The organism is Streptomyces sp. NBC_01255, assembly GCF_036226445.1.
Classification (GTDB): Bacteria; Actinomycetota; Actinomycetes; order Streptomycetales; family Streptomycetaceae; genus Streptomyces.
This window is the reverse complement of sequence record NZ_CP108474.1, coordinates 2,517,399-2,537,837: the sequence shown is the minus strand read 5'-3', so window position 1 is coordinate 2,537,837 and position 20,439 is coordinate 2,517,399. Positions and strand designations below refer to the sequence as shown.

Genomic DNA, 20,439 nt, shown 5'->3' with positions numbered 1-20,439 from the left:
ACCGTACTCGCATGCAGCGCTAACCATCCGCTGGCGCTTTCCAGAAGTTAGTTCTCGGTCGCGACGTGCCGGTCGCTACGCCGCCGGCGCTCGGGGCTGGGTCGTCGGGATCCGCTGGGTGAAGAAGAGCGCGAGGGTTGCGGCGAAGGCGAGGACGGCGAGTGCGGCCTTCAGGCCGTCGAGCCGGGCGTCGTCGTTGGCGTCCAGCACGGCCTGGGTCACCTCCGGGCTCGTGCCGGCTTCCTCGAGGGCGGTCGTGAGCTGGGCGTCCGACAGGAAGGGCGCACCACTGCTGAGCTCGACGGTCGCCTGGCTCTTGACCTCGGCCGGTACCGCCGGATTCTGCTCCACGTTGGCCAGGAACGACGAGGTGAGCGCGGCGATCATGATCGATCCGGCGAGTGCCGTGCCGATCGAGGCACCGAGATTGGTGACGGCGTTCTGCACGCCCCCGACCTCCGCGCTCTGTTCCTGCGGCACTGCGGACACGGTGACCGACCCGAGCTGGGACGCCAGGGAGCCCATGCCGAGCCCGATCAACAGGAGGGGGACGGTGACGATCTCCGCACCGGCGCCCGCGTCGAGCGCGCCCATCATGACCACCGCGCCGACGAGCAACGAGAGGATCCCGAACCGCACCACCCGTCGCGGGGAGACGTCCGGGAGCAAGCGGGGGATCAGCACCGCGGCCGCCAGCAGAGTGAGCGAGAGCGGCAGGAGCCGGGCGCCGGTGTTGAGCGCGGACAGGCCCAGCGCGACCGACAGGTAGAGCGGGACGACGAAGAACACGCCCATCTGTACGAGGTACTGGAAGAAGAACATCGTCAGACCGCCGGTGAGCTGCTTGTTGCGCAGCATCGCCGGGTCGACGAGCGGCTCCCGGTGCCGCGCCACCAGCCGGGCCTCCCAGCGGAGGAAGATCCAGACGAGCAGCAGGCCCACGAGCATCAGCCAGACGACCGCGGAGACCCCGAGCCACGACGGCGCGTCGGGCTTCGGCCGGAGCCAGCCCCATTCGTCCGAGCGCAGGACGCCGAAGACGAAGATCCCGAGCCCCAGGGCGGAGAGCACGACGCCGACGAGGTCGATGCGGGGGCGTTCGGCGCTCGGGGCGTCGGCGATGCGGCGAGCGAACACCAGGATGACGAGCACCACCAGCACCTCACCGGCGAAGACCCATCGCCAGGAGAAGTACGTCGTCGCGACGCCGCCGATGAGCGGCCCGAGCGCGATCGCCACGGCCCCCGCGGCCGCGACGAGTCCGTAGGCGGCCGGACGGCGCTCCACGGAGAAGTTGCCGGCCACGAGCGCCACGATCGCGGGCAGGATGAGCGACGCGCCGATCCCTTCGAGGAACGCCCAGCCGAACAGCAGCACCGGCAGGTTCGGCGCGAGCGCCGTGACGAGGGAGCCGCAGCCGTAGACACAGCAACCGATCATGAACGCGCGCCGGCGGCCGATCAGCCCCCCGACCTTGCCTCCGGGGATCATGAACATGGCCATCACCAGGGTGTAGGCCGTGATGGCCCCCTGGATGCCCGTCACCGTCGTGCCCACGTCGTCGGCCACGGTCGCGATCGCGACGTTCATGACGGAGCTGTCGAGGGCCATGAGGAACTGACCGGCCGCGAGCGTCAGCAGGACGAGTCGAGTCGAGGCCGAACTCTTGGTGGTACCTGCCCCCGGCTTCATAGGGGGATCGTTCCAGCCGGGCCGGAAGGCGGTCGGCGAATCGCCCCGGAGTTCGGCCGGTTGGCGCAGCGGGGCCGGCACGAAAGGGGGACGGGCCGCCTCGGTCGCCGATGCGGATGCCGAGACGGCCCGGGGGAGCCGACAGGCCACGACCTAGGGACAGATCACGACCCGGGGAGAGCTCAGCGGCCGAAGTCCTGGGTCCACCAGGGGCCGCCGTCGCCGAACTGGACGCCGACGCCCAGCGTCGTGAAGTCGCAGTTCAATATGTTGGCGCGGTGGCCGTCGCTGTTCATCCAGGAGTCCATCACGGCCGCTGCGTCCGCCTGACCGCGGGCGATGTTCTCGCCGCCCAGGCTCGTGACGCCCGCCTGCTCGGCGCGCGCCCACGGCGTGGCACCGTCCGGGTCCGTGTGGTCGAAGAAGCCGCGCTCCGCCATGTCCGCGCTGAACGCCCCGGCCAGCGCCGCGAGCTGAGCGCCGGCACGGACCGGGGTGCAGCCCACCTTGGTGCGCTCGACGTTGACCAGCCGGAGGACCTCCGCCTCGGCCGCCTCGTCGCGGTCGGCCGTGGAGGGAGCGGCCGAGGTCTCGACCGGCGCCTCGGTGGTCGGGGCCGGCCGCGGCACGGCCGGCTTCGTCGTGACCGGCTTCGTCGTGGGCGCGGCCTTAGGGGTCACGGGCTTGGCGCTGCTCGGCGACTTCGACGGGGTCTGCTTCGCCGGCGTGGGCTTCGGCGGGGTCGGCTTCGGGCTGGGCTTCGCGGAGGTGGACGGGGCGGCCGAGGGCGAAGCGGTCTTGCTCGCACTCTTGCTCGCGCTCGCGCTCGCGCTCGGGCTCGTACCCGACCCGGAGCCCGACTTGGCGGCCGTGCCGCTGCCCGTGCCGCCCGACTCGCCGTCGGCCGGGGTCTGGGTCGCCCCGCCCTGCGTCGTCAGCTCCGGGGCCTGCCGGGACTGGACCTGGCGCTCGCCCGTACCGGCTGTGCCCATGGTGAAGGTGTCACCGCCGGGCAGCAGACCCGAGGCGACGGCCACGGCTCCCACCGCGACCGCCGCGGAGGCGCCGAGGAGTCCGGTGCGCACGGGGGTGAGCCGCTTGCGGCGCTCACCCCGGTGCCGGTGGTCCGTACCGGCCGCGTAGTCTTCTGCGGCGGGTGCGGCGCCGGAGCGACGGTGGCGTCCCATCTGCTGCCCTGCCTTCCTCTACGGAGCTCCGCCGTTCGCTGCGGATCTTTGCTGGCGTTTGCTGATCTTTGCTGTCGGCGCGCTTCGGGCCGACTGTCGAATGGCGCGCACCCGAACGGGTGAGGCGCATTCCGTCGGGACTGTACGCGATGAGAAGCCGGGGCGACGTGCTCATCGGCCAATTCGCCGGTTAGCGTGCAGCCATGAGTGACGACGTACGGATGACCGCCTGGGTGCGCGGCCGGGTACAGGGAGTGGGCTTCCGCTGGTTCACCAGGGCAAACGCACTGGAGATCGGCGGCCTCGCGGGCTTCGCCCTGAACCTCGATGACGGCCGGGTCCAGGTGGTGGCCGAGGGGCCGAGTGAGAATTGCCACCGTCTTCTCGACTGGCTCCGCACGGGCGACACGCCCGGCCGCGTGGACGGCGTGACAGAGATATGGGGCACCCCGCGCGGAGGCTATGACGGCTTCGTGATCCGCTGACGTTCGCGACGGCGGTCCCTCGTCGGTGACGGGGAGGGGCGTCGCGGGGACGCGCGGTGACGAGCACGTGGCGGGAGAACTGCCTGGTGGTTGCCAAGAAGTGCGCGCCGTGGAAGGCTGCCCGTGAAGGATGATCGCCACGCCCCGAGGACCCGGGTCGAGAGGTGCCGCCGCGTGCTGAGCGGCCGCCCACTCCCCGGTCGCCCCTTCAAACGGGGCGTGATCGTGTTGACCGTCAAACTTTTTGGTGAGACGCTGGAATCCCCGCGCACCTTAGCTGTTTGGCAGTAAGAACCGGCACGATGCACTGCCGAGCACCGCGGGTGCGAATCCCTCACGACCCACACCGCAATCGGTCGGTCACTCAGTGTGGAGGACCATCCATCATGGCAAAGGCGCTTCTCGGTTACGTCGGCGGCTCCGACCCGCGACTCCTCGCCGAGATGCGACGGCTTCAGCAGCGTGTCCAGGACCTGGAATCCGAGCTGGTACGGATCCAGTCCGAGAACGACACGCTCGCGGCTGCCGCCGCTCATCACCAGGGCGAGTCGCTGCTCGACAGCATCGATCTCGACGTACCCCAGGCGGAGCCTGCGCTCACCTGACAACCCGCCCCCAGGGGCGGCAGGTGGGAAACACTCCGTCCGGCATCGCCGACCGGGAAAGTTCACGCCGGCATAGCCGGGCCGGACACGGCACAGCTGGATATGCAAGGGGCGCTTCGGCGTCCCTTCTTTCTTTCACCCGCCGTTTCCCCCACGGCCCACCCCTGGCCCACCCCTCCTCACCCGGTGATCTGCCCTGCACCTTCGCGAGTGAAACGCGCAGGCCCCGGTAGAGTCCCCGGGGTGCACCTCAAGGCCCTGACCCTCCGCGGATTCAAGTCGTTCGCCTCGGCCACGACCCTGCGGTTCGAACCCGGCATCACCTGTGTCGTGGGCCCCAACGGATCGGGCAAGTCCAATGTCGTGGACGCCCTGTCCTGGGTCATGGGAGAGCAGGGCGCCAAGTCGCTGCGCGGCGGCAAGATGGAGGACGTCATCTTCGCCGGCACGACCGGGCGCCCTCCGCTCGGCCGCGCCGAGGTCTCGCTGACCATCGACAACTCCGACGGCGCGCTGCCCATCGACTACGCCGAGGTCACCATCACCCGGATCATGTTCCGGGGCGGCAGCAGCGAGTACCAGATCAACGGCGACACCTGCCGGCTCCTCGACATCCAGGACCTGCTCTCCGACTCCGGCATCGGGCGCGAGATGCACGTCATCGTCGGACAGGGACAGCTCGACTCCGTCCTGCACGCCGATCCGATGGGCCGCCGCGCCTTCATCGAGGAGGCCTCCGGCGTCCTCAAGCACCGCAAGCGGAAAGAGAAGGCGCTGCGGAAGCTGGACGCGATGCAGGCCAACCTCGCGCGCGTGCAGGACCTCACCGACGAACTGCGCCGCCAGCTCAAGCCCCTCGGCCGGCAGGCCGCCGTCGCCCGCCGCGCCGTCGTCATCCAGGCCGACCTCCGCGACGCCCGCCTCCGGCTCCTCGCCGACGACCTGGTCCGGCTCCAGCGGGCGCTCACCGCCGAGGTCGCCGACGAGGCCGCGCTCCTCGCCCGCAAGGAGGCCACCGAGACCGAGCTGCGCGCCGCCCTCGCCCGCGAGGCGGAACTCGAAGCGGAGGCCGGCGCCCTCGCGCCGCGGCTCGAACGCGCCCAGCAGAGCTGGTACGCCCTCTCGCAGCTCGCCGAACGCGTCCGCGGCACGATCTCCCTCGCCGACGCGCGCGTGAAGAGCGCCGACGACGCCCCCGCCGAGGAGCGACGCGGCCGCGACCCCGAGGACCTGGAGCGGGAGGCCGCCCGCGTCCGCGAGCAGGAGGCCGAGCTGGAAGCCGCCCTGGAGGCGGCCGAACGCGCCCTGGAGGACACCGTCGCCCACCGCGCCGAGCTCGAACGCGCGCTGACGGCGGAGGAGCGCCGCCTCAAGGACGCGGCCCGGGCCATCGCCGACCGGCGCGAAGGCCTCGCCCGCCTGAACGGCCAGGTCAACGCGGCCCGTTCGCGCGCCGCCGCCGCCCAGGCCGAGATCGACCGGCTGGCCGCCGCCCGCGACGAGGCGGGGGAGCGGGCGGTCGCCGCCCAGGAGGAGTACGAGCAGCTCACGGCGGAGGTCGAGGGCCTCGACGCCGCCGACGGCGCGCACGGCGAACGGTACGAGGCGGCCCGCCGCGAACTGGCCGAGGCGGAGGCCGCGCTGAGCGCCGCCCGCGACGCGCTCGGCACCGCCGAACGGAGCCGGGCCGCGACCCGGGCCCGGCACGACACGCTCGCCCTCGGCCTGCGCCGCAAGGACGGCACGGGCGTACTGCTCTCCGCCGGCGTCACCGGACTCCTCGGCCCGGCCGCCGAACTCCTCACCGTCACCCCGGGATACGAGATCCCCGTGGCCGCGGCCCTCGGCGCCGCCGCCGACGCGGTCGCCGCCACCGGACCGGCCGCCGCGGCCGAAGCGCTCCGCCTGCTCCGCAAGCAGGACGCGGGCCGCGCCTCCCTCCTCCTGACCGGCGCCCCGGAGCCGTCCCCCGACCCCGGGGCCGAGCCCGGCCTGATCGACATGACACCCCCTAGCGCCGCCGACCTGGTGCGCGGCCCCGCCGAACTCCTGCCCGCCGTCCGCCGCCTGCTGGCCGGGGTGGTCGTCGTCGACGGCCTCGACGAGGCCGAGCGGCTGGTCCGGTCACGGCCGGGACTGACCGCGGTGACCGCCGAAGGGGACCTGCTCGGCGGGCACTTCGCGCACGGCGGCTCCGCCGGTGCGCCCAGCCTGCTTGAAGTCCAGGCCGCGGTGGCCGAAGCCGCCGCCGAGCTCGACGAACTGACCGTACGCTGCGAGAACTTGACCACCGCGCAGCGCGAGGCCGACGAGCGCCGCCGGACCGCGGGAGCGCTCGTCGAGGAGCTGGACGCGACCCGCCGGGCCGCCGAGCGGGAGAAGTCGGCCGTCGCCAAGGAACTGGGGCGGCTCGCCGGCCAGGCCAGGGGAGCGGCGGGGGAGGCCGAGCGGACCGCGGCGGCCGTCGCCCGCGCCCAGGACGCCCTGGAGAACGCCGTCGCCGAGGCGGAGGAGCTGGCGGAACGGCTCCTCGTCGCCCAGGAGGCCACCCTCTCCGGAGGCGGTGAAGACGAGCCCGACACCTCCGTCCGCGACCGGCTCTCGATCGACGGCTCCAACGCGCGCCAGACCGAGATGGAGGCGCGGCTCCAGGTCCGTACCCATGAGGAACGGGTCAAGGGGCTCGCCGGGCGCGCCGACTCCCTCGACCGGGCCGCCCGCGCCGAACGCGAGGCACGCGCGCGTGCCGAGCAGCGCCGGGCCCGGCTCCGGCACGAGCGGCGGGTCGCGGGCGCGGTGGCCGCCGGGGCCCGCGGGCTCCTGGCCCATGTGGAGGTCTCGCTCGTCCGCGCCGAGCGGGAGCGAGTGGCGGCCCAGGCGGCGAGGGCCGATCGTGAGCAGGGGCTCACGGTGGCCCGCGCCCGCGCCCGGGACCTCAAGGCCGAGCTCGACAAGCTGACCGACTCGGTCCACCGCGGCGAGGTGCTCGGCGCGGAGAAGCGGCTGCGGATCGAACAGCTGGAGGCGAAGGCCCTGGAGGAGTTCGGGGTGGAGGCGGCCGCGCTGGTCGCCGAGTACGGCCCCGACCAGCCCGTACCCCCGTCGCCGTCCGTGGACGGCGAGCCGGCCGCCGAAGAGGACCCCGAGAACCCGGAGACCGGGCCGCGGCCGTTCGTCCGTTCGGAGCAGGAGAAGCGGCTCAAGGCCGCCGAACGGGCGTACCACCAGCTCGGCAAGGTCAATCCGCTGGCCCTGGAGGAGTTCGCGGCGCTGGAGGAGCGGCACCGGTTCCTCTCCGAGCAGCTGGAGGACCTGAAGAAGACCCGGACCGACCTCCTTCAGGTCGTGAAGGAGGTCGACGTGCGGGTCGAGCAGGTCTTCACGGAGGCGTACCGGGACACGGCCCGGGAGTTCGAGGGTGTCTTCTCGCGGCTCTTCCCCGGCGGCGAGGGCCGGCTGATCCTCACCGACCCGGACGACATGCTCACCACCGGCGTCGACGTGGAGGCCCGTCCGCCGGGCAAGAAGGTCAAGCGGCTCTCGCTGCTCTCCGGCGGCGAGCGCTCGCTCACCGCCGTGGCGCTGCTCGTCTCGATCTTCAAGGCCCGGCCCAGCCCGTTCTACGTGATGGACGAGGTCGAGGCGGCGCTCGACGACACCAACCTCCAGCGGCTGATCCGGATCATGGAGGAGCTCCAGGAGTCCTCGCAGCTGATCGTGATCACGCACCAGAAGCGGACGATGGAGGTCGCGGACGCGCTGTACGGGGTCTCCATGCAGGGCGACGGCGTCTCGAAGGTGATCAGCCAGCGGCTCCGCTGACGTACATCTCTTCAAGTGTTGAACCTATGGCCATCCCTGGAGTTCTTAAAGTCATACGACATCGACTATTGACTTCGAAACTTGAAGGCATAGTCTCTGCAACGTTGCTTTTACCTTCACGTGGTGAGCGGCGTGAAGTTGTGCGCCACTGGAAGGGCTTGCCCCCCACCCAGGAGTCCATGTGACCAGTACCGCGCAGGCGCCCACGCCGCCGCCGTCCGAAGGCCGAGCGGCCCATCCTGACCACCTCGGCCACGTCATCTTCATCACGGCCTCCGCCGCGATGGGCGGCTTCCTCTTCGGCTACGACAGCTCCGTGATCAACGGCGCCGTCGAGGCGATCCGCGACCGCTACGACATCGGCTCCGGCACGCTCGCCCAGGTCATCGCCATCGCCCTGATCGGCTGCGCCATCGGCGCCGCGACCGCCGGCCGGATCGCCGACCGCATCGGCCGCATCCGCTGCATGCAGATCTCCGCGGTCCTCTTCGCCGTCAGCGCCGTGGGCTCCGCGCTCCCCTTCGCCCTCTGGGACCTGGCCATGTGGCGGGTCATCGGCGGCTTCGCCATCGGCATGGCCTCGGTCATCGGCCCCGCGTACATCGCCGAGGTCGCCCCCGCCGCGTACCGCGGCCGCCTCGGCTCCTTCCAGCAGGCCGCGATCGTCATCGGCATCGCCATCTCCCAGCTGGTCAACTACGGCATCCTCCAGCTCGCCGACGGCGACCAGCGCGGCGAGATCGGCGGCCTTGAGGCCTGGCAGTGGATGCTCGGCGTGATGGTCGTCCCCGCGGTGCTCTACGGCATGCTCTCCTTCGCCATCCCCGAGTCCCCGCGCTTCCTCATCTCCGTCGGGAAGACCGACCGGGCCAAGGAGGTCCTCGCCGAGGTCGAGGGTCACGGCATCGACCTCGACGCACGCGTCGAGGAGATCGACCGGGCCATGCGCAGCGAGCACAAGTCCACCTTCAAGGACCTGCTCGTCGCCGGCGGCCGCTTCAAGCTGCTGCCCATCGTCTGGGTCGGCATCGGACTCTCCGTCTTCCAGCAGCTCGTCGGCATCAACGTCGCGTTCTACTACTCCTCGACGCTCTGGCAGTCCGTCGGCATCGACCCGTCGAGCTCGTTCTTCTACTCGTTCACCACGTCGATCATCAACATCATCGGCACCGTGATCGCGATGGTCCTGGTCGACCGGGTCGGCCGCAAGCCGCTCGCCCTCGTCGGCTCCGTCGGCATGGCGATCGCCCTCGCCTTCGAGGCCTGGGCCTTCTCCGCCGACCTCGTCGACGGCAAGCTCCCCGAGACCCAGGGCGTCGTGGCGCTCGTCGCCGCCCACGTCTTCGTCCTCTTCTTCGCCCTCTCCTGGGGCGTCGTGGTCTGGGTCTTCCTCGGCGAGATGTTCCCCAACCGGATCCGCGCCGCCGCCCTGGGCGTCGCCGCCTCCGCCCAGTGGATCGCCAACTGGGCCATCACCGCGAGCTTCCCGTCCCTCGCGGACTGGAACCTCTCCGGCACCTACATGATCTACACGTTCTTCGCCGTGCTCTCGATCCCCTTCGTGCTCAGGTACGTCAAGGAGACCAAGGGCAAGGCGTTGGAGGAGATGGGCTAATCCCCGCTGCCCCTCTCCTCACCCACGGAACTGCCCCGGCCCGAGGTCCTATGCCTTGAGCCGGGGCAGTACGCCGTCGCAGAACAGCCGCAGGCTCCGCCACCCTTCCTCGACCGGCATCCCGCCGCACAGCGGATGCAGCACCAGGCTCTCCAGGCCGAGCGCCACGCAGGCGTCCGGCGTCACCACCCGGTACACGCCCTCCGCACGCAGCTCCTCCACCGTCGTCGCCGTCGACCGCACCGCCGAGCGGATGTCCTTCGACTGCCAGGAGGCGTACGTCCGCGCCTCGTGCAGGAAGTGCTCCCCGTACTCCGCCCAGGTCCGGTCCGGATCCTCCGACAGGTGCAGCAGCGGCGTCTCCTCGGCCGGCATCATCGTCCAGCCCTCCGTGCCGTACTCGGCACACCGCTCCTGGTAGTACGCCTCGAGGTCCGGCAGGTGCGCGCTCGGGAAGAACGGCAGCCCGAGCCGGGCCGCCCGCCGCGCCGCCGCCCGCGACGAGCCACCGACCAGCAGCATCGGGTGCGGCTGGGTGAGCGGCCGCGGGGTGACCCGTACCGTACGGCCCTGATACGTGAACGGCTCACCCTTCCAGGCCGTCAGCAGGGTCTCCAGGAGCAGGTCCTGGAGCTTCCCGCGCCGGCCCCAGTCGACCCCGCGCTCCTCGTACTCCTCCGGCCGGTAGCCGATCCCCGCCACCGTCACCAGACGGCCGCCGCTCAGCAGGTCCAGGACCGCGATGTCCTCCGCGAGGCGCAGCGGGTCGTGCAGCGGCCCGATGATCGCCGAGACGGTCACCGCGATCCTCTTCGTCGCCCCGAAGACCGCGCCCGCGAAGGCGAAGGGGGAGGGCAGCCAGTTGTTCGCGACGCCGTGGTGCTCCTCGGTCTGGACCGTGTCGACCCCGTGCGCGTCGGCGTGGGCGGCCATCTCGACGGCGGCCCGGTAGCGGGCCGCGAGGGAGACGGGGGTCGCCCGCGGGTCGACGAGGTTGAACCGTACGACTGTGAAGGGCATGGGAAGTCCCCCTCCGCTCGTGGGATCCGGCGAAGGGGGACGCTATATGACGTGACGTCAGATGGAAACGGTCTCGCGCACCTCGGCGGGCTCCGCCGGCGCCTGCCGGGGAGTCCGCGGCAGCACGGCGTACAGCACGCCCGCCACCACGATCGTCGCTGCCCAGCCCAGGCCGTTCTCACCGATCCACGACGAGGCGAGCGGACCCGAGAACCAGTCGACCTTCGTGAACAGCAGGCCCACGAGCAGTGCCACGGCCCACGCCGTCATCGCCTGCCAGGCGTAACCGCCCCGGTACCAGTAGGCACTGGTCCGGGTGGTGTCCATCAGCGCCACCGCGTCGTACGTCTTCCGGCGCAGCATGTCCACGCCGAAGACGCCGATCCACGCCGAGAACGCCACCGCGAGCAGGGTGAGGAAGGAGATGAACGAACCGATGAAGCTGGTCGCCACCACCATCAGCAGGAAGCCGAAGATCAGGCTGATCACCGCGTTCACGCTGACCGCCGCCGCGCGCGACACCTTGATGCCCAGCGTCTGCGCGGTGAAGCCGGCCGAGTACATCGACATCGAGTTGATCAGCAGCATCCCGAGCAGCGCGATGACCAGGTACGGCACGGAGATCCACATCGGGAGCAGCTCACCGATGAAGGAGACCGGGTCCTGCGCCGAGGCCAGGTCCGGAGTCGACACCGCCATGACCGCGCCCATCAGCACCATCGGCAGGACCACGATCCCGGCGCCGCCGACCGTCGAGCCGACCATCGCCTTCGAGGAGGCCGTACGGGGCAGGTAGCGGGTGAAGTCCGGCCCCGACGGGACCCAGCTGATGCCGCCGGCCGCGATCGTGCCGATGCCCGCGACCATCATCGCGGTCGAACCCGCCGGCTTGTCGAAGACCGCGGACCAGTCGGTGTTCGCCACCAGATAGACCAGGACGAGGACCGAGAAGGCGCCGAAGAGGTACGTGGACCACTTGCTGCACACCCGCAGTGCGTTGATCCCCAGGCCCGACACGAGGAAGGTGCAGGTGACGAAGAGCAGCAGCGTCACCACGATGAGCAGCGTGTTCGACTTCACGCCGAAGAGCAGGTCGAGCACGGTCAGCACCGCGTAGGCGCCGGTCACCGCGTTGATGGTCTCCCAGCCCCAGCGGGCGACCCAGATCAGCGCACCGGGAAAAAGGTTTCCGCGCTGGCCGAACACGGCCCGCGACAGCGCCATGCCCGGCGCACCACCGCGCTTGCCCGCGATCGAGATCAGGCCGACGATCCCGTACGAGAGGACCGGCGCGGCGATCGCCACGGTCAGTACCTGCCAGAAGTTCAGGCCGTTGAAGACGATCAGACCGGCGCCCATCGTGAGCAGAAGCACACTGATGTTGGCCGCGACCCAGGTCGGGAACAGCTCGCGGACCCGACCGGTCCGCTCGGCGTCGGGGACGGGCTCGAGACCGCGGGTCTCCATCGCGCCGTCGTGCGTCGCGCCTGCGCCTTCGGAGGCGTCGTGGGACATGGGGGTACTCCGTAAAAAGGTGGGGGAGCCATCTAGGTTACGTGCTCCGCCTTTGTGCCCCTCGTGGCCGATACTGGTCAGCGTTATGGAACTCATCCTTGCTGTAGTCATCGCTCTGGTCGTCGCGGTCGCCGTGACGAGCGGGCTCGTGATCAGTGGCCGCAAGAAGAAGCAGCTGCCGCCGGCCGAGCCGCCGTCCACCACGCCGACCATCACCGCTCCGCCCGCCGAACCGCACGTCGGCGAGGAGGCGGAGACGCCGCGGGAGGAACCACGCCGCACGGTCGAGGAGGTCGAGCTCCCGACGGCCGATGAGGCCGTCGAGACGCCCGCCGCCGTCGAGGACCCCCTCGTCAGCGCGCCCCCGGCGCCCGAGATCGAGGTGCCCGAGCCGACCGCCGGCCGTCTCGTACGGCTCCGTGCCCGGCTCGCCCGCTCCCAGAACTCGCTCGGCAAGGGGCTCCTGACGCTCCTGTCCCGCGAGCACCTCGACGAGGACACCTGGGAGGAGATCGAGGAGACCCTTCTCACGGCCGACGTCGGCGTCGCTCCCACGCAGGAGCTCGTCGAGCGGCTCCGCGAGCGGGTCAGGGTGCTCGGCACCCGCACCCCCGACGAGCTGCGCGGCCTGCTCCGCGAGGAGCTGATCGCCCTCCTCGGCCCCGACCTCGACCGCACGGTGCACACCGAGAGCCCCGCCGACGTGCCGGGCGTGGTCATGGTCGTCGGCGTCAACGGCACCGGCAAGACCACCACCACCGGCAAGCTGGCCCGTGTCCTGGTCGCCGACGGCAAGTCCGTCGTCCTCGGCGCCGCCGACACCTTCCGTGCCGCCGCCGCCGACCAGCTCCAGACCTGGGGCGAGCGCGTCGGCGCCCGCACCGTGCGCGGACCCGAGGGCGGCGACCCGGCGTCGATCGCCTTCGACGCGGTCAAGGAGGGCATCGCCGAGGGCGCCGACGTCGTCCTCATCGACACCGCCGGCCGCCTCCACACCAAGACCGGCCTCATGGACGAGCTCGGCAAGGTCAAGCGCGTCGTCGAGAAGCACGGTCCGCTCGACGAGATCCTCCTCGTCCTCGACGCCACCACCGGCCAGAACGGCCTCATCCAGGCCCGCGTCTTCGCCGAGGTCGTCGACATCACCGGCATCGTCCTGACCAAGCTCGACGGCACCGCCAAGGGCGGCATCGTCGTCGCCGTCCAGCGCGAGCTGGGCGTCCCGGTCAAGCTGATCGGCCTGGGTGAGGGCCCGGACGACCTGGCGCCGTTCGAGCCGGGCGCCTTCGTCGACGCCCTGATCGGCGACTGACGGCCGTACGGGAACACACGCGAGGGCCCCCGCCACGAACCGGCGGGGGCCCTCACGTATGTACGGCGGCTAGAACTGGGTCCGGTGACAGATGTACGCCAGCGTCCCGAGCAGCAGCCGCGCCTCCGGCGGAGCGCCCGCCGTGTCCAGCGTCGGCGGCCGCAGCCAGCGCACCGGCCCGAGCCCGCCCAGATCCGACGGGGGAGCGGTGATGTGGGCGCCGGGCCCCAGACAGTGCAGGTCCAGATCGGCGTCGTCCCAGCCCATCCGGTACAGCAGCTGCGGCAGCTCGGCCGCCGCGCCAGGCGCCACGAAGAACCGCGCCCGGCCGGTCGGGGTCGCGCACACCGGGCCCAGCGGCAGCCCCATGCGCTCCAGCCGGACGAGCGCCAGGCGGCCCGCCGCCTCCGCGACCTCGATGACGTCGAAGGCCCGGCCCACGGGAAGCATCAGCGCCGCGCCCGGGTACTCCGCCCACGCCTTCGTCGCGTCGTCGAGACCGGCGCCCGCCGGCACCGGTTCGGCGAAGGAGAGCGGATGCGCCCCCGGAGCCGTACACGCCGGATCCCCGCAGGAGCACTGGCCGGAGGCCGCGCGTGCCCCGGGGGCCACGTCCCAGCCCCACAGTCCTGTGTACTCGGCCACCGCTGTGCACTCCGTGGTGCGCACGCGGCGGCGCGCGCCGGACCGCATCTCACGAATGCCGCCGATCGTGAAGCCCATGCCCCCTCCAACGGGTCGAACGCGCCGGTGGTTACGACCCGGAGCGTCGTCGTCACCTTTGGTCACGGTCCGTCGCCGTTTGTGGCGTGCGGTCGTGGGCGGGGTGGTGCGGGCCGTCGCGCGCGCCTCTCCGCGCATCCGTCCGCCGACTCCGGGTTCGTCGCATGTCAAGTGAATCGCGTCCGACGCGTGGCGAGTTCATTCGAAGGGGTGGCGAATGGTGGCGTTTCTTGAATCGCCCTCACGGGAGGGGTGATCGTAGGATTACTTTCGGTACTCGAACCCCGGGGCCGCTTGCGCGCACGGGTATGCCGGAGGCAACCCGGTTTCCAGTTCGAAGGAGTGAGAACCCCGGACGAGCGGCCGTGCGAGGCGGCATTCTGATAGGGGTTCGCATGACAGGCAATCAGGTGGATGGGGGCGTTCCAGTGGGCGGCAACGGCGCAGACGGTACGACTGCCGGCAAGCGCCCGAACGAGCAGCTGGGCTCGTGGTTCGTGCGCAGCGGCTGGTCCAAGGGCGAACTGGCACGGCAAGTGAACCGCAGGGCGCGCCAGATGGGCGCGCACCACATCTCGACGGACACCTCGCGCGTCCGCCGCTGGCTCGACGGCGAGCAGCCCCGCGAGCCCATCCCGCGGATCCTCTCCGAGCTGTTCTCCGAGCGCTTCGGCTCCGTCGTCGCCGTCGAGGACCTCGGCCTGCGCACCGCCCACCAGTCCCCGTCCGTCTCCGGAGTGGACCTGCCCTGGGCCGGGCCCCAGACCGTCGCCCTGCTGAGCGAGTTCTCCCGCAGCGACCTCATGCTCGCCCGGCGCGGTTTCCTCGGCTCCTCGCTGTCGCTCGCCGCGGGACCCGCCCTCATCGAGCCGATGCAGCGCTGGCTCGTCCCCACCCCGGTCACCGACATCGAGCGCCCCGAGTCCCTCGCCGACAGCCGCCGCTCCAACCGGCTCTCCGACATCGAGCTCGACCTCCTCGAATCCACCACCGCCATGTTCCGCAAGTGGGACGCCCAGTGCGGCGGGGGACTGCGCCGCAAGGCCGTCGTCGGACAGCTCCACGAGGTCACCGACCTCCTCCAGGAGCCCCAGCCCGCCGCCACCGCCAAGCGCCTCTTCACCTGCGCCGCCGAGCTCGCCGAGCTCGCCGGCTGGATGAGCTACGACGTGGGCCTCCAGCCCACCGCCCAGAAGTACTTCGTGCTCGCGCTGCACGCCGCCAAGGAGGCCGGGGACAAGCCCCTCGGCTCGTACATCCTGTCCTCCATGAGCCGCCAGATGATCCACCTCGGCCGGCCCGACGACGCCCTCGAACTCATCCACCTCGCCCAGTACGGCAGTCGCGACTGCGCCACCGCCCGCACCCAGGCCATGCTGTATGCGATGGAGGCCCGCGCCTACGCCAACATGGGCCAGCCCTCCAAGTGCAAGCGGGCCGTCCGGATGGCCGAGGACACCTTCGCCGACGTCGGTCTCGACGGCGAGCCCGAGCCCGACTGGATCGGCTTCTTCTCCGAGGCCGAACTCAACGGCGAGAACTCCCACTCCTACCGCGACCTCGCCTACGTCGCGGGCCGCTCACCGACCTACGCGTCCCTCGCCGAACCCGTCATGGAGCGGGCCGTCGAGCTCTTCGAGAAGGACCCCGACCACCAGCGGTCGTACGCGCTCAACCTGATCGGCATGGCCACCGTCCACCTCCTCAAGCGCGAGCCCGAGCAGTCCGTCGTCCTCGCCGAGAAGGCCCTGGGCGTCGCGCGGAGCATCCGCTCCGAGCGCGTCAACACCCGGCTCCGCAAGACCGTCGACCACGCCGCCCGCAACTACAGCGACGTCGCCGAGGTCGTGCAGCTCACCGACCGGCTCACCCAGCTCCTGCCCGAGGCGGCCGAAGCGGTCTGACGGCCCCAGGACGGTCCCTCAAGACCCCGGCCGCGCCGGACGTCCCGTACTGCCCGACTCGGCTCCCCCGCCGCAAGGTCACACGGACGCCCGACGCGGCCGGTTTTGTGTTCCGGGGGGTGTCCTGCGCGCGATCCCGGGAGGGTACGCACGGCACCCACCCGTGATCCGGCCGTTCACGGCCGCGTAACACGCCCCACCCCTTCGTCACCGGTGCGAAACATCGTGCGGCATCGGCGGAAACCGCGCTGCGCGAATCTCTGGCCCATAACCGGCCACCCTCACGGCCGCCGCTCTCTCCGGCCCCGCCCCGCACAGGCCGTACCGACGACGAGGAGACGCCGATGGCACCAGCCATCACGACCCTGGCCGCAGACGCCCCCGAGCTGTCTGCAGCCAACACCGGGTTCATGCTCATCTGCTCCGCCCTGGTCATGCTGATGACCCCGGCTCTCGCCTTCTTCTACGGAGGCATGGTCCGCGTCAAGTCCACCCTCAACATGCTGATGATGAGCTTCATCAGCCTGGGGATCGTCACGATCCTCTGGGTGCTCTACGGCTTCAGCCTCGCCTTCGGCACCGACTCCGGATCGATCATCGGCTGGTCCTCCGAGTACGTCGGCCTCAGCGGCATCGGCGTCACCGAGCTGTGGGACGGCTACACCATCCCGGTGTACGTCTTCGCCGTCTTCCAGCTGATGTTCGCGATCCTCACGCCCGCCCTGATCAGCGGCGCCCTCGCCGACCGCGTCAAGTTCACCGCCTGGGCCCTCTTCATCACCCTCTGGGTCACCGTCGTCTACTTCCCCGTCGCCCACTGGGTCTGGGGCTCCGGCGGCTGGCTCTTCGAGATGGGCGTCATCGACTTCGCCGGCGGCACCGCCGTCCACATCAACGCCGGTGCCGCGGCCCTCGGCGTGATCCTCGTCATCGGCAAGCGCGTCGGCTTCAAGAAGGACCCGATGCGCCCGCACAGCCTCCCGCTGGTCATGCTGGGCGCCGGTCTCCTCTGGTTCGGCTGGTTCGGCTTCAACGCCGGCTCCTGGCTCGGCAACGACGACGGCGTCGGCGCCGTGATGTTCGTCAACACCCAGGTGGCCACCGCCGCCGCCATGCTCGCCTGGCTCGCGTACGAGAAGATCCGCCACGGCTCCTTCACCACCCTCGGTGCCGCCTCCGGTGCCGTCGCCGGCCTGGTCGCCATCACCCCGGCGGGCGGCGCCGTCAGCCCGCTCGGCGCGATCGCCGTCGGCGCCATCGCCGGTCTCCTCTGCGCCATGGCCGTCGGCCTCAAGTACAAGTTCGGCTACGACGACTCCCTCGACGTCATCGGCGTCCACCTCGTCGGCGGCGTCATCGGCTCCCTCCTCGTCGGCCTCTTCGCCACCGGCGGCGTCCAGTCCGACGTCAAGGGCCTCTTCTACGGCGGCGGACTCGACCAGCTCGGCAAGCAGGCCGTCGGAGTCTTCGCCGTCCTCGCCTACTCTCTGATCGCCTCCGCGGTCCTCGCCCTGATCATCGACAAGACGATGGGGATGCGGGTCAGCGAGGACGACGAGGTCTCCGGCATCGACCAGGTCGAGCACGCCGAGACCGCGTACGACTTCAGCGGAGCCGGTGGCGGCGCGTCCTCGCGCTCCACCGCCGCCCCCGCCCCGGCCGTCACGGAGAACAAGAAGGTGGACGCATGAAGCTCATCACCGCGGTCGTCAAGCCGCACCGGCTCGACGAGATCAAGGAGGCCCTCCAGGCCTTCGGCGTCCACGGCCTCACCGTCACCGAGGCCAGCGGATACGGACGCCAGCGCGGCCACACCGAGGTCTACCGCGGCGCCGAGTACACCGTCGACCTCGTCCCCAAGATCCGCATCGAGGTCCTCGTCGAGGACGAGGACGCCGAACAGCTCATCGACGTCGTCGTGAAGGCCGCCCGAACCGGCAAGATCGGAGACGGCAAGGTGTGGAGCGTGCCGGTCGAGACCGCCGTACGGGTCCGCACCGGCGAACGCGGTCCGGACGCACTGTAAGCACACGAAGGAGCCGCCGGGTGACGAGCCTCGAAGCGCGTACGCAGAACGAAGATTCGGGACCCGGCGGTTACGCGGCGGCCCGGCTGCTCCTCCTCCACGAGAAGGAGCGGTCCGGGCCGCCGCGCCGTGCCGCCCTCGCCCGGCTCACCGACGACTGGCTGGCCGCGCTCTTCGCCGCCGCCGCACCGCCCCGCGGGACCGCCCTCGTCGCCGTCGGCGGCTACGGGCGCGCCGAACTCTCCCCCCGCAGCGACCTCGACCTCCTCCTGCTCCACGACGGCAGCGCCGACAAGGCCGCCGTCGCCGCCCTCGCCGACCGGATCTGGTACCCCGTCTGGGACCTGGGCATGGCCCTCGACCACTCCGTCCGCACCCCCGCCGAGGCCCGCACCACCGCCGGCGAGGACCTCAAGGTCCAGCTCGGCCTCCTCGACGCCCGGCACGTCGCCGGGGACACCGGCCTCGTCGCCGCCCTCCGCACCACCGTCCTCGCCGACTGGCGCAACCAGGCACCCAAACGCCTCCCCGAACTCGACGAACTCTGCCGCGAGCGCGCCGACCGCATGGGGGAGCTCCAGTTCCTCCTCGAACCCGACCTCAAGGAGGCGCGGGGCGGACTGCGCGACGCCCAGGTGCTCCGGGCTGTCGCCGCCTCCTGGCTCGCCGACGCCCCCCGCGAAGGCCTCGACGCCGCCAGGCGCCGCCTCCTCGACGCCCGCGACGCCCTGCACCTCGCGACCGGCCGGGCCACCGACCGGCTCGCCCTTCAGGAACAGGACGCGGTCGCCGAGGAACTCGGCCTCCTCGACGCCGACACCCTGCTCCGCGAGGTGTACGAGGCCGCGCGAGTCATCTCGTACGCCACCGACGTCACCTGGCGCGAGGTCAACCGCGTCCTCAAGGCCCGCTCGGCACGGCCCCGACTGCGCGCCCTCCTCGGCGGACGCGCCGGTGGCGGCAGGGCGGCCGGCCGGACGGGCGGGGCACGGGTGGGTGGCGCGAAGCCGCCCGTCGAGCGCACGCCCCTCGCCGAAGGCGTCGTCGAGATGGACGGCGAGGTCGTCCTCGCCCTCTCGGCCAAACCCGACCGCGACCCCGTCCTCCCGCTGCGGGCCGCCGCGGCCGCCGCGCAGTCCGGCCTGCCGATCTCCCTGCACGCCGTACGCCGCCTCGCGGCCGCCGCCAAACCCCTGCCCGTACCGTGGCCCGCCGAGGCCCGCGAGGAGCTCGTCACGCTCCTCGGCGCGGGGGAGTCGACCGTGCCCGTCTGGGAGGCCCTGGAGGCCGAAGGGCTGATCACCCGGCTGCTCCCCGACTGGGAGCGCGTGCGGTGCCGCCCCCAGCGCAACCCCGTCCACACCTGGACCGTCGACCGGCACCTCGTCGAGACCGCCGTACGCGCCGCCTCCCTCACCCGCCGCGTCGGCCGCCCCGACCTCCTCCTCGTCGCCGCCCTCCTCCACGACATCGGCAAGGGCTGGCCCGGCGACCACTCCGTCGCCGGCGAGACCATCGCCCGCGACCTCGCCACCCGCATCGGCTTCGACCGCACGGACACCGGCGTCATCGCCACCGCCGTCCGCCACCACCTCCTCCTCGTCGAGACCGCCACCCGGCGCGACCTCGACGACCCCGCCACCGTCCGGTCCGTCGCCGACGCCGTCGGCACCCTCGGCACGCTGGAACTGCTGCACGCCCTCACCGAGGCCGACGCGCTCGCCACGGGCCCCGCCGCCTGGTCCTCCTGGCGCGCGTCGCTCGTCGCCGACCTGGTCAAACGGGTCGCCGGCGTCCTCGCGGGCGAGCCCCTCCCCGACCCCGAGGCCGCCGCCCCCAGCGCCGAACAGGAACGCCTCGCGATCGAGGCCCTGCGCACCGGCGAACCCGTCCTCACCCTCCACACCGAACCGGTCGTGGCGGAACCCGAGGAACCCGAACCCGTCGGCGTCGAACTCCTCATCGCGCTGCCCGAGCAGCCAGGCGTCCTCCCCGCCGTCGCCGGCGTCCTCGCCCTCCACCGGCTCACCGTCCGCGCCGCCGACCTCCGCGCCGTCGAACTCCCCACCGGGATCGGCGCCGGAGCCGTCCTCGTACTGGACTGGCGCGTCGCCGCCGAGTACGGCTCCCTGCCCGAGGCCGCCCGCCTCCGCGCCGACCTCGTCCGCGCCCTCGACGGCTCCCTCGACATCCCCGCCCGCCTCGCCGAACGCGAGGCCGCCTACCCGCGCCGGCGCGGCCTCACCGCCCCGCCGCCCCGCGTCACCGTCGCCGCCGCCCACTCCCGGCTCGCCACCGTCATCGAGGTCCGCGCCCAGGACGCCCCCGGCCTCCTCCACCGCATCGGCCGCGCCCTGGAGGGCGCCGAGGTCCGTGTCCGCAGCGCCCATGTCTCCACCCTGGGCGCGAACGCCGTCGACACCCTGTACGTGACCCGCCCCGACGGCTCCCTCCTCCCCGACGAGGAGGCCGTGGACCTGGCCCGCGCCCTGGAGTCGGCGCTGCGCTGACCCCGCGAACCGACCCGCTCCCG

14 protein-coding genes are annotated in these 20,439 nt (G+C 71.9%); 9 read left to right on the top strand and 5 right to left on the bottom strand.

What is annotated here, in order from left to right; translation table 11 throughout:
* Positions 1-75 precede the first annotated feature (75 nt).
* Both OG357_RS10960 and OG357_RS10955 read right to left on the bottom strand, forming a co-directional pair.
* A complete protein-coding gene (locus OG357_RS10960; RefSeq protein ID WP_329620974.1) occupies positions 76-1,692 on the bottom strand; it encodes an MFS transporter in 1,617 nt (538 codons plus the stop codon).
* Positions 1,693-1,874: 182 nt separating this feature from the next.
* Positions 1,875-2,879, bottom strand: coding sequence for a CAP domain-containing protein (locus OG357_RS10955; protein ID WP_329620973.1), 1,005 nt, complete (start codon positions 2,877-2,879; stop codon positions 1,875-1,877).
* 203 nt (positions 2,880-3,082) lie between these two features.
* On the opposite strand from OG357_RS10955, the gene OG357_RS10950 reads away from it, so the two are divergent.
* The 4 genes from OG357_RS10950 to OG357_RS10935 all read left to right on the top strand — a co-directional run bounded on the left by OG357_RS10950 (position 3,083) and on the right by OG357_RS10935 (position 9,406).
* Positions 3,083-3,364 (top strand): acylphosphatase, encoded by a 282-nt coding sequence (locus tag OG357_RS10950; protein WP_329620972.1) that lies wholly within the window; start codon positions 3,083-3,085, stop codon positions 3,362-3,364.
* A gap of 386 nt (positions 3,365-3,750) precedes the next feature.
* Positions 3,751-3,969 carry a hypothetical protein gene (locus OG357_RS10945; RefSeq protein ID WP_024755899.1) on the top strand — a complete coding sequence of 73 codons (219 nt, stop codon included), beginning with the start codon at positions 3,751-3,753 and terminating at the stop codon, positions 3,967-3,969.
* Between the two features lie 243 nt (positions 3,970-4,212).
* Entirely contained in the window at positions 4,213-7,791 is a 3,579-nt protein-coding gene (smc, locus tag OG357_RS10940; RefSeq protein ID WP_329620971.1) for a chromosome segregation protein SMC, read from the top strand.
* 181 nt (positions 7,792-7,972) lie between these two features.
* A complete protein-coding gene (locus OG357_RS10935) occupies positions 7,973-9,406 on the top strand; it encodes a sugar porter family MFS transporter (protein ID WP_329620970.1) in 1,434 nt (477 codons plus the stop codon).
* Positions 9,407-9,454: 48 nt separating this feature from the next.
* Here the strand turns inward: OG357_RS10935 and OG357_RS10930 are convergent, their stop codons facing one another.
* Both OG357_RS10930 and OG357_RS10925 read right to left on the bottom strand, forming a co-directional pair.
* Positions 9,455-10,426: an LLM class flavin-dependent oxidoreductase gene (locus OG357_RS10930; protein ID WP_329620969.1), complete on the bottom strand. Its 972-nt coding sequence runs from the start codon at positions 10,424-10,426 to the stop codon at positions 9,455-9,457.
* A gap of 57 nt (positions 10,427-10,483) precedes the next feature.
* Positions 10,484-11,941, bottom strand: a complete 1,458-nt coding sequence (locus OG357_RS10925) for a cytosine permease (protein ID WP_329620968.1) — start codon at positions 11,939-11,941, stop codon at positions 10,484-10,486.
* An 85-nt stretch (positions 11,942-12,026) separates the two neighbouring features.
* On the opposite strand from OG357_RS10925, the gene ftsY reads away from it, so the two are divergent.
* Positions 12,027-13,253 carry a signal recognition particle-docking protein FtsY gene (gene ftsY, locus OG357_RS10920; RefSeq protein ID WP_317599542.1) on the top strand — a complete coding sequence of 409 codons (1,227 nt, stop codon included), beginning with the start codon at positions 12,027-12,029 and terminating at the stop codon, positions 13,251-13,253.
* Between the two features lie 69 nt (positions 13,254-13,322).
* On the opposite strand, the gene OG357_RS10915 is transcribed toward ftsY, so the two are convergent.
* Positions 13,323-13,976 (bottom strand): bifunctional DNA primase/polymerase, encoded by a 654-nt coding sequence (locus OG357_RS10915; RefSeq protein ID WP_329620967.1) that lies wholly within the window; start codon positions 13,974-13,976, stop codon positions 13,323-13,325.
* 428 nt (positions 13,977-14,404) lie between these two features.
* On the opposite strand from OG357_RS10915, the gene nsdA reads away from it, so the two are divergent.
* The 4 genes from nsdA to OG357_RS10895 all read left to right on the top strand — a co-directional run bounded on the left by nsdA (position 14,405) and on the right by OG357_RS10895 (position 20,416).
* Positions 14,405-15,880: a transcriptional repressor NsdA gene (gene nsdA / locus OG357_RS10910; RefSeq protein WP_329625560.1), complete on the top strand. Its 1,476-nt coding sequence runs from the start codon at positions 14,405-14,407 to the stop codon at positions 15,878-15,880.
* A gap of 344 nt (positions 15,881-16,224) precedes the next feature.
* A complete protein-coding gene (locus tag OG357_RS10905; RefSeq protein ID WP_329620966.1) occupies positions 16,225-17,571 on the top strand; it encodes an ammonium transporter in 1,347 nt (448 codons plus the stop codon).
* Entirely contained in the window at positions 17,568-17,906 is a 339-nt protein-coding gene (locus OG357_RS10900; protein WP_015036464.1) for a P-II family nitrogen regulator, read from the top strand. The genes OG357_RS10905 and OG357_RS10900 overlap by 4 nt, the downstream gene beginning before the upstream one ends.
* Before the next feature lie 20 nt (positions 17,907-17,926).
* The gene (locus OG357_RS10895) at positions 17,927-20,416 is read left to right on the top strand and encodes a [protein-PII] uridylyltransferase (protein WP_329620965.1); all 2,490 of its coding nucleotides are present in this window, start codon (positions 17,927-17,929) and stop codon (positions 20,414-20,416) included.
* Positions 20,417-20,439: the final 23 nt, after the last annotated feature.